The organism is Pseudomonas sp. SDT291_1_S447, assembly GCF_054070155.1.
Genome location: NZ_JBSVXS010000489.1, coordinates 1 through 210, shown reverse-complemented (window position 1 = coordinate 210; position 210 = coordinate 1). Strand labels below are relative to the sequence as shown.

Here is a 210-nt window from a genome sequence, read left to right as displayed (position 1 = left end):
GACGCAGGAAAATTGAGTATTCATGGCGGATCTGTCACCAGGCTAGGTCAGAGGGCACGCAAGAACGGTGACGGGTTTTTACCTCTGTTCACCGATTCGCTCTCTGGAAGCAAGTTACACGCCAGTGCGTGTCAGTCCTGAGCGACTACGTCGCGTAGGACAAATTTCATCCCCGCGCTTTCATACAGCTGGCGAGCACGCCCATTGCTC

General features: G+C 54.8%; 1 pseudogene. It reads right to left on the bottom strand.

Annotated elements, in window-relative coordinates:
- Window positions 1-131: 131 nt before the first annotated feature.
- Window positions 132-210, bottom strand: a pseudogene (locus ACW9IR_RS30495) (GNAT family N-acetyltransferase); the annotation flags it as partial.